Source organism: Niastella sp. (assembly GCF_045805085.1).
Classification (GTDB): Bacteria; Bacteroidota; Bacteroidia; order Chitinophagales; family Chitinophagaceae; genus Niastella.
In genome coordinates this window covers 1-9,848 of sequence record NZ_JBJMLX010000090.1, presented here as the reverse complement: position 1 = coordinate 9,848, position 9,848 = coordinate 1, and the positions used below count along the sequence as shown (strand labels likewise).

The following is a 9,848-nucleotide window of genomic DNA, read 5'->3' as shown; positions in this document are numbered from 1 at the left end:
AGCATGATCCAGCCTGCAAACGGGATCTCATCTTCAATTTCCCCGCCGGCAATCTCCGCTTCACACCATACCAACGCTTTGGTACACGCCTGGTTGAACAATATTTGTGTGAGCGAGGAGAATGCATGCCAGTCCATTTTTTTATTCACCGCGCCATTGTAAATGAAATCGCCGCCAAAGTAAAGCGCCCCGATCCCTACCACCGCTTTAATAAAAGTAGCATTGCCCATGATATCGTATAATGGTTTATACGTTTGGGCCGCCACGCCAAAACCGAGGAAAAAGGTGGGAATACCTAAATTGGCCAAACCGGTGAATACCCCGCCGATCACCGGCGTTTTTGGGTATTGGTTATTACCGGTGCCCAATCCGCAACCAAACAGGTTAGCCGAAACTGCATTTTCGGGAAATGTTATATTTACGGTAAGCGTACCCGGATCGGCAGCAACAGGGATGGCAAACACGGTATCAATGGGATTGATCCAGCCGATAAAACGCATGTCATCATAATTCAGGTTCAGGGCATTGATAATGTCTGCCACAATGCCGCCATCGTCAGGCTGCCAGGTGGGTGTGCTCATAGTATTGCCATCGGCATCAACAAACTGAACGTAAGCTGCCAGCCAGCGTACATAGTAGTTGTCCATCGTGATCTGTACCTGCCTGGTACCGCTGTTGAGCACCTTGATGGAAGTTTGCAATCCGTTGGAAGTATTGGTACTAGCCAGGGAGGCCGTCCAGTTATCTCCACCCACTGTATCCAGTTTTACAGAACCCAGTAACTCGGGAGTAGCATTGGTGTTAGTTTGTACACTGGTACCGGTTTCCTGCGTCCAGCTGGTGCCCTGCAGCCTGGTATCGTTCTTGGTGCTTACCTGCACGGCCGTCATGGAGATGCCTGCATTTTGAATGGTGCTGGCAGTTGGCACCAGGGTTTGTTTGGTACCGCCGCTGCCGGCATTGTAAGGCTGGTAGTTAGCCCAGCCGCTGTTGGCGGTAGGCGGGCCGGCTATCCGCATTTGCGTAGCCAGTTGTTGTACCAGCAGATAGGTTGAAGGCGCTAACTCCTGGTCCATATGATCCATTACAATAGGGGCATAAGTAGCATTGGCCGTTATCAGGTCGGCATGGTGAAAGATCAATGCTTTTGCCGTGCTGACATAATCGATGGGTTGTGCCACTACCTTCACCTGGTTTTGACTGGCCATTAATTGATGCGCCTTATCGTCGGGCACTACGTGAATGGCCACGAAATGCACCCCGTAATCGCCCGGCACCTTTCCTGTATAGTTGGTGTGCCGTACCGATATACGTATTACATGGTTCAGCGGCATGGGCACCGGCATTTGAGTATAATGCGTAAGATGGCCCTGCGGATATTTTGCCAGCGCCGGCTGTTGCTGGTGCGCCGCCGCCAGTGTTTCGGCTGTATGTGCTACCAGCGGATATTTTTTTCCCGCTACGTGCAGCCAGTAATCTTCGTTCTCGAATTTGTCGGTAAGGCCCACATGAAAAATGTGTCCCAACTTTGCACCTGTGTTTTCGTTTCCCATTTGATGATTAATTTAATGGTTTCTAATATTGATAAGAATTCGCTACGGTAGCCTGCAGGCCACCATTGCCTTTTGCACCATAACAGGTGGCCCCGGAGATGGGGTTACCGCCTCCGCCACCACTGCCAGGGTTACCCGATTTGCCTGCATAGAATACGATCTTGTTCGACACCGTGGAAGTGCCTACCAGGGCCACGCCTATGGATGGGCCGCCATTGCCGCCGGCGCCGCCGCCACTGGCCCCGCCTGCTCCACCGGGGCCACCGCTGCCCCCCTGACCGCCTGTATTATTACATACGTTGTTACCCTGCTGGGCGCCGCCACCTGCACCACCGGTACCGCCACTGTTGCCGGCGCCGCCTGTTCCACCATCGCCGCCGGCACCATTGGTTATTTTTACTGTGCTGTCTGCTACCAGGGTGGCGCTTACGAGCACCACGCCAAAAGAACCGCCGCCCATATTGGCGCCTTGTCCGGCGGCAGCGCCGCAACCACCTGCTCCACCACCGCCGCCTGCCGTTCCATTGTACGTTTCTTCCCCGCAAAAACAGCCGCAATAAGCGCAATAACCACCACAGCCACCCCCTCCGCCGCCGCCACCGTTACCACCAACCGTACCATTGCTGCTTATAGCGGTAGTCCATTGCCCGTTTGAAAATGTGCCGGTGGTATTACTGGAAGGGTTAGCCGGGTTGCTGCCACAGGCGCCTGCGGTACCTGTCGTACCTGTTGCGGTTGTGGATGGGCGGTCTTTACTGCCACAGAAGTAAAATACACCTGCTGCTGCCGTGGAGCCTGCGGCCCATACATTGGTGGAACCTGGCTGGCCGCTGCCGCCATTGTACCAGCAAACCTGTATAGACTGTTCGCATTGGACCGTTTTCCACAAATATTTACAATCGGCTTTGGTAAAATAAGAGCTGCTACCACCAACGCCGCCCGTATTGTTGGCGCAGGCGGAAGTTCCACCGCCGCCGCCGGTGCCATTGCTGCCATCGCCTCCCTTATTGCCGCCGCTTCCGGCGCCCGAACTGTTGCCATTGCTACCCAGGCCACCTTTAAAAGAATTGATATTGGTGTTTGCCAGGGTTACGGTACTGCCGCCCTGCGCCTGCAGCACAATACTTGGCAGGTTTTGTTGTACAGGCGTACTGCCATTCAAAATAAAATTGCTGATGCTTACTGTACCTCCTGCGGCAATGATGGCAGGCAAACCACCCCGTGGCGCCAACAGCGCTGACTGGTACGTGGTAGGCTGGCCATTGTAAAAACCACCTACCAGGTTAATGCCTTTCAACGACACTGGTGTAGTGAGCGTGTATTCCCCATAATCCACCGCTATGGTACAGGCGTTGGTGCCGCAATTGGTTACTGCCTGTGCTATTGTTTTGCAGGGACTGCCGGCGCCGCCGCACCTGCTGCTGTCTGTTCCCTGGTTCGATACATACAAGGTATCTCCTGGTGCTACCTGCTGCTTAGTCACCGCCTTTGTAGTATCTCTTTTACAGCCTCCTCTACCGGCAGCCGTTACCAGCGTAGTTTGTGTGGGGTCCAATGGTTTCTTTATATCGGTAATTATTACCCGCGCCGTTTTATCTGCCTGCAATACTGCTTGCTGTAAACAGGGCGGCAGTTTGGCGTCTTTCAGGTTAAGCATATACACGAATGGCAGGAACGCACAACCCAGTTTGGCGCCTGTAAATACAGCGGGACAACTGTTGTACACTTTCAATTCGGGGCCCATACGTACGGTAGTAAGATCGGCGTTCGTGAAGTTTGTACAACTGAGATTAGCGTAATAAAACACCGCGTTCTGCAAACTGGTATTGCTGAAATTGGCGCCCGTACAATTAGCCAGTGAAAAATTAACCGGCCCCTTGGCGGTTGTGGCCGCTTTAGCATTACCGAACTTTGCACCTATAAGGCTGGCGTTACTGAAATTAGCGCCATCTAACCCTGCATTTGTAAAATCGGCGCTGTCTAATGTGGCCCCGTTGAAATTTGCATTTGTCAGATCCTGACCGGCAAAACTTTTGCCCATGAGGTAACAGAAAGGGCAATCATTGTTGGTTTGGGCATAACTTGCATCAGTCAGTAACAACAACACAATAAACAGCAGGTTGATAGAAAGATAGCCTGCTCTATTTGCGCAGAGATTGGTTGTTCTTCTTTTTAGGTACATGGGGGAGATGTTTTTTAATGGTTTGTTTTGTAGTTGACAGGTTGGTATTGCATCCGGGTGAATTGTTTACACCACACAGACTGTGACTTAGAAAATCTTTTTCTGCCTGCGTATTATCGAGCCCCAGCGTATTACATTGAAATGGCAGATTGCAGGCCAGGTCCATGAATAAAAGATTTCCGTTACCGTTGTTATAGATACCTGCAATATTGCCGATAGTCTTTAGTGAATTGTTCTGCAGGTAGATGGTGCTTACATTGTTGAACCCCGAAAAATTCCCTACGTTCGTTAACTTATTATTGGAGAGATCAACATAATTGAGGGCAGTTTGAATGGAAAGATCCAGCTGCGACAAATTGTTGTACGACAGGTCCAGGAAGTTGACATAACTGTCGGCATCCAGCAGTACGGAAGTAAGCGCGTTGTCCGAGGCATCGAGGTAATTGATCCCCGGAACGCCCTGTAAATTCAGCATCACTAACCGGTTCTCGCTCACCTTTAATTTATTCAACGAATGCAACTGGGCAAAGAAGGTACCATCGGTGAGGTTATTGCACGAAAGGTCGAGCGATCTGAGAGAAGTAAAATACTGCAGCCCGCTGAGATTGCTGATGCCCTTGCAGGGACAACTGAGCGAGGGCACCTGGGCGGCAATGTTTTTGGTGATCACTTTACTGTTATCGCCGCCAAACAGCTGGTTCACCAAACAAGCCTGTAGGTTAGGGTCGGCAAAGGTGATCCTGCCGGTAGTATCGCTTCCACCGCAATTGGGTTTAAACCAAACGATCTGGGTCACGTGCTGCGGATTGCAATTGGCGGTACGCCAGCCGGGCACCACCCATTGCTGCCCATGACAGGTATCGAGGTCGCCATTGGGGCAACCCACCTTATTCTTCAATTCCGGAAATACCGTTGCACCATAACCCTGTTGATTAATAGCTACTATGCCGCAAAAACTACCATCGAGTTCTTTACAACAGGAATCTGCCACCAGCATAACCGCATTGGAGAAATTGGCCTGGGTAACAGTAGCATTGGAAAAATTAGCTCCGCCCAGTTGGGTACAGGAGAAGTCGACCCCTGCCCCTCCATTGGGTGGGTTTTTTATAGTGGCGGAAATAAAATTGGCATTCTGTAAAACAGCATTGGTAAAAAACACGCCCTCCAGTACGCTTTGTTGAAAAACGGCGCCCGGCATAATAGAATAGCTGAAATTGGTGCTCATCAGCGTTAGGTTATTGAAATTTCCGTTAACGATATACGCATTGGATAAATTAACGCCGTTGAGCTGCGCCGAACTGAATGAAGCATAGTTAAGATTGGCGCCGGAAAAGTTGGCCACGTTATAGCTGGTGTCTGATTGAAAATTGGCATAATTGAACACACAGCTGTCGGCGGTTGCACCTAACAGCGTGGCCCCGCGCATATTGGTAAAGCTGAAATTGCTGCGGTGCAGGGTGGCATTGTTGAGTCCCGCCCCTGAAAGATCGGCTATCTTACCTGTATTGGCCGGGTTGTAAAAACTCACCCCGGTAAGTTGGGTATAATTCAGTTTAGCGCCAACCAGTTTTACCTGGTCCATGATGCTGCTGTCCATTTGCGCATAATTAAGCGTGGCCCCGGAAAGATCAGCGCCTGTCATTACGCAATGCCGGAAATCGAAATTGGCGAAATTCATGGCCTTTAAAATGGCCCCGCTGATATTTTTGCCTTTAAAACTGAAGTTCTGGGAGTTGAGACCGGAAATGCGGCAATTACTGAGATCTGTATACGACCAATAGGCTGCGGGCCAGTTATTAATAGGGAAATGGTTAAAATCGGTGGTGGTGAAATTAAATTTTGTTCTTAGATCATCGCCAGAAGGCTGAATGGTCATCAGCGGTCCGAAATCGGCAGCCAGCAGGCTGGCATTGGAAAGATCAGTAGCTTTAAAAACAGCGAACTGTAAATTGGCGCTGTCCATTTGCGCATGTTGGAAACAGGTATGGTCCAGTTGAGCCCCGCTCAGATCGGTTACTCCCTTTGCCGACCGGCGCATGATGGCGCCGGTAAAATTGGCGTTGGTTAGATTTACATTTTGAAATTGTGCGCCACTGAGTATTGCATTGGAAAAGTTCGCTCCCACCAGTGCATTGGCTGATAGTGTAGTAAAATTGGAATCGGTAAGGTTTTTCCCGGAATAGTCGGGGCCACTCCCGCCAGCCGGACAGTTTTGGGAATATGCCCCTGCATGAAAGATCATGACAAAGGAGCATGCCCCAATAATTTGTGTAATCATTGGTCATTATTTAAAATTCATGGTATCCTAAAACTGATCGCAAATGAAATCGAAAACAAATGCTACTAGCAGAATGTAACGGCTATCCGTTGAAGATAGAACGACCTTAAAATTGATCTTTAACAGGTAATAACAGGGATTTTTGAAGGTTGCTGATCAAAGTAATTGATACAGCTGATGATGGTTCAAAATAACAACTTTCCATGTAACGCTTCGTGCGTACAACTACCTGTTTTAAAAAAAAGGTGTTTTTCCCGTATTTTAATTAAATAGAAAGCGGGCTCACCCGAAAGCAATAACATGCTTACTCCTTTACGGAAATATCAATTGTGCCAGCGTGCCCGTTAATAGCAAGCGGGATCGCTTCCAGGCCGGGCACAAAGTTGAAAACGCGACTACCGGTGGTTTCCAACCGGGTGAGCGGTTGACCGGAAGTGATCGTAACCCGGGCTTTGTTTTTTTGAATGGTAATTTTGTTGTGGCCGGTTGTTTGTACTTTCTCTGTTGAGGCGGAGATCACCGGCACTACGATGCGGATATTGTTTTTGTAAACGTCAGGTACTTTATCACAGCGCAGGGTAAGTGTTATTTTATTCGGGGTGAATATGTATTCTGTATGGCAATATACCGGTCCCTCCGCCGGATCTTTCTGGTCCTGATCTACCAACCGGCTGCTGGCCCGGATAATTATTGCAGATCCGGTTTCACTGGCCGTAACGGTTGCATCGAGATGGCATATGTTCATATAGGTAACGCCGTTACTGCTCAATTCAACGCGGGGTGTCAGTGCCATGTTATGCGGATCAGTATCTGACTGCATATTACCGGCTTCTACCAATTGATAGCTATTCATACTGGCCACCAGCAGCGGCCCGGTTTGTTCGTGCCACAACATGGTGAGCGCACCACCCGAGGCATGGCCATTGTGCATGGCTTTGTATTCGCGGTCGTAACCGGTTACCGTAGCCCTGAATTTTCCCGTAGCGATCAGCCAGGTTTGAATGTCTTCAAAAAAACGCAGGCCATACCTGCTTTCGCGAGGGATGCCTTTTCCATCTTGCCGGAGGGTTGGCCGCTCATGATCCAGTATGGTGGTGAGCGCTTTTATATGACAGAAAGTATGGTGCATACTTACCGGCACGTGATGCGTGTTATAATGCAGACCACCCATCAGCAATCCGTTCACGGTGCACTGTTGTAGCAATTGCGTGTTTTTTAATGCAACGCGGTAAAAGCGGGGATCGCGATCAGCCAGCAACGCATAAGCCGGCTGACAGCCATCGCTGGTGCGGCTTCCCCAATAAGTCCATTTATAATTGCGGGTGCCCCAGCTGTTGTCCCAGCCGCCATCGGGCAGCATAAATTCCATATGCGTTTGTAATGAGGCCGTGACCATTGTCAACAGTTCTTCATCTTTATTCAACAAACCATATAAGGCCAGGTTGGGCAGCGACTCTTCTACATTGTATCCCAGATCGACGGAGAAACAACCTTTTTTACTGGCTTCATAATAAGGCGTGCCTTCGCCAAATAATAAATGATTGTTGCGGCTGAAGAATTTCATCGCCTGTTGAGTAAGCACCCTGCCCTTTTGTTTGAACTTTGGATTATCCTGTATGGTGCCTAACAATGACAATGCATAGGCGCCGGAGATGGGATAATTGATATTGCCGAAGTCGATATTAAAGTTGGCATGAATGAATTCCCCTGCTTTGGCCAGTCTGTCGTTTATGGCGCTTTTAAACGCGGGGTCCATCAGTTCGCCATGATTAAGGATGGCCTCACTCAAAGCGATTATCGTAAAAGCGGTAATGCCTTTCCATTTGTCGTTTGGTTCATTAAGCCAGGAACCATCGGGCTGACTTACATTGGTCTCTATCCAGCGAAACAGCAACACGGCAGCATCCAGGTAGCGGCTATCGCCCGTACGGCGGGCCATATGCATAAAAGGATAAATGGTATCGCCTATTCGGCCGTAAATGTGTTGGGTGCCCGGACAGCGAAGACCGCCATAGTCGGCTCCCTGCGATTTATCTTTTATTTGCAGGCCCAATAAGGTGGAAGCCCAGGTAGCAGAAAGCGAATTGCTGAGCGCATACAAGTCATCATCCCCTGAAAACGGACTGGCAACTGCTGCCGCCAACCGGTTAATATTGCCCATCGCCAATCCCACTCCACCCGTTGCAGTAGTTATAATAAACTTCCGTCGTGACACCTGCCTGCTCATACTGTTTTTTTAGCGAACTTAGTAACATTGAGCCAGCTATTGATCTATCCGTTTATTAAAATACATATAAAAGAAATCCTTAAAACGGGTTGACGTATAATTGACGTATCAACTCAGTACTCAAACTTATTGTATGAAACGAATGCTTGCCGCCCTTGTTTTTTTGATCAGTTCCATACCCATCATGGCACAGGAGCAAATGTCCGACTGGACATTTGGGCCGTTTGTTCGCCCTGCCAATGTGAATCCTGTTCTGTCACCCAATCCCAAAAGTACTTTCCGTGACCCCATGAACAAGACACAGGTGGCATGGGAAGCTAATGATGTGTTTAACCCCGCTGCCACCATCCGAAACGATAAAATTTATGTGATCTACCGGGCTGAGGACAGATCCGGTGAAGGGATTGGTGAACGAACCTCCAGACTGGGGCTTGCAGAAAGCAGCAACGGACTTACCATGAAACGCCGGCCAACACCTGTACTATTCCCCACCAACGACAACCAACAGGAATTTGAATGGCCCGGTGGTTGTGAAGACCCGCGCATTGCCGTAACAGAAACCGGCACCTACGTTATGCTGTACACGCAATGGAACAAGAAAGTGCCCCGGCTGGCGGTGGCTACTTCCACCAACCTCACCAGCTGGACCAAACATGGCCCTGCCTTTTACAAGGCTTACCAGGGCCGGTTTAAGGATCTGGCCAGCAAGTCGGCCTCTATTGTTACCAAACTGGTGAACGGCCGCCAGGTGATCGCCAAAGTGAACGGCAAATACATGATGTATTGGGGGGAACGCTTCTTGAACATCGCCACCAGCAACGACCTCATAAACTGGGAACCGATGCTCGATGAAAAAGACGAATTGAAAGCTGTGGTTAGAACCAGACCAAATTACTTCGACAGCGATCTCACCGAATGTGGCCCACCGGCCATTATAACGGCTAAAGGCATCCTGTTACTGTACAATGGCAAGAACAAACCCGGTGCAGGAAGAGACACGGCCTATACCGCCAATACTTATGCCGCCGGACAGGTATTGTTCGATGTGAACGACCCCACAAAAGTGATTGGCCGGTTGGATAAACCATTTTTTGTGCCCACCGCTCCATTTGAAAAAAGCGGGCAATATCCGGCAGGCACTGTGTTTGTTGAAGGACTGGTATTTTTTCACAACAAATGGTTCCTGTATTATGGCTGTGCCGATAGCCGGGTTGGCGTGGCGGTGTATGAGCCGGGAAAGTAGACGCATATTTTACCAATTTTATTTACATTCGTTAAAACCAACTAACGATGAAACCAAAAACTATCAACATTCTTTACTGGGTGTTCACCATTTTATTTGCAGCGCTCATGCTGTTTTCTGCTTATGGCAGTATAATCGTAAACGAAGATTCAAAGAAGCTGATTCATGATTTCCTTGGCTTCCCCATCTACTTTATTCCTTTCACTGGTTATGCCAAGCTGTTTGGCTCTATTGCTATTCTAATTCCCGGACTGAAAACAATAAAAGAATGGGCCTATGCCGGCTTGTTCTTCGACCTGTTAGGCGCCACTTATTCCGGCATTGCGGTATCCAAAACTTTTGATCCCATGATGCTTGGGATGCTT

Annotated in this window: 6 protein-coding genes; 2 read left to right on the top strand and 4 right to left on the bottom strand. The window is 49.3% G+C overall.

Features of this window, described 5'->3' with window-relative positions:
- From ACJ751_RS04590 to ACJ751_RS04575, 4 genes are all read right to left on the bottom strand, one after another.
- The coding region (locus tag ACJ751_RS04590) for a hypothetical protein (RefSeq protein ID WP_407744197.1) at positions 1-1,553 on the bottom strand (1,553 nt) is incomplete at its 3' end.
- 22 nt (positions 1,554-1,575) lie between these two features.
- Positions 1,576-3,735 carry a pentapeptide repeat-containing protein gene (locus ACJ751_RS04585; protein ID WP_407744196.1) on the bottom strand — a complete coding sequence of 720 codons (2,160 nt, stop codon included), beginning with the start codon at positions 3,733-3,735 and terminating at the stop codon, positions 1,576-1,578.
- On the bottom strand, positions 3,695-6,013 hold the full coding sequence (locus ACJ751_RS04580) for a pentapeptide repeat-containing protein (RefSeq protein WP_407744195.1): 2,319 nt from the start codon (positions 6,011-6,013) through the stop codon (positions 3,695-3,697). The genes ACJ751_RS04585 and ACJ751_RS04580 overlap by 41 nt, the downstream gene beginning before the upstream one ends.
- A 304-nt stretch (positions 6,014-6,317) precedes the next feature.
- Entirely contained in the window at positions 6,318-8,240 is a 1,923-nt protein-coding gene (locus ACJ751_RS04575; RefSeq protein WP_407744194.1) for a hypothetical protein, read from the bottom strand.
- Positions 8,241-8,373: 133 nt separating this feature from the next.
- On the opposite strand from ACJ751_RS04575, the gene ACJ751_RS04570 reads away from it, so the two are divergent.
- Both ACJ751_RS04570 and ACJ751_RS04565 read left to right on the top strand, forming a co-directional pair.
- A complete protein-coding gene (locus ACJ751_RS04570) occupies positions 8,374-9,483 on the top strand; it encodes a glycoside hydrolase family 130 protein (RefSeq protein WP_407744193.1) in 1,110 nt (369 codons plus the stop codon).
- Between the two features lie 47 nt (positions 9,484-9,530).
- Positions 9,531-9,848: DoxX family protein (locus tag ACJ751_RS04565; RefSeq protein ID WP_407744192.1), on the top strand; the 318-nt coding region annotated here is incomplete at its 3' end.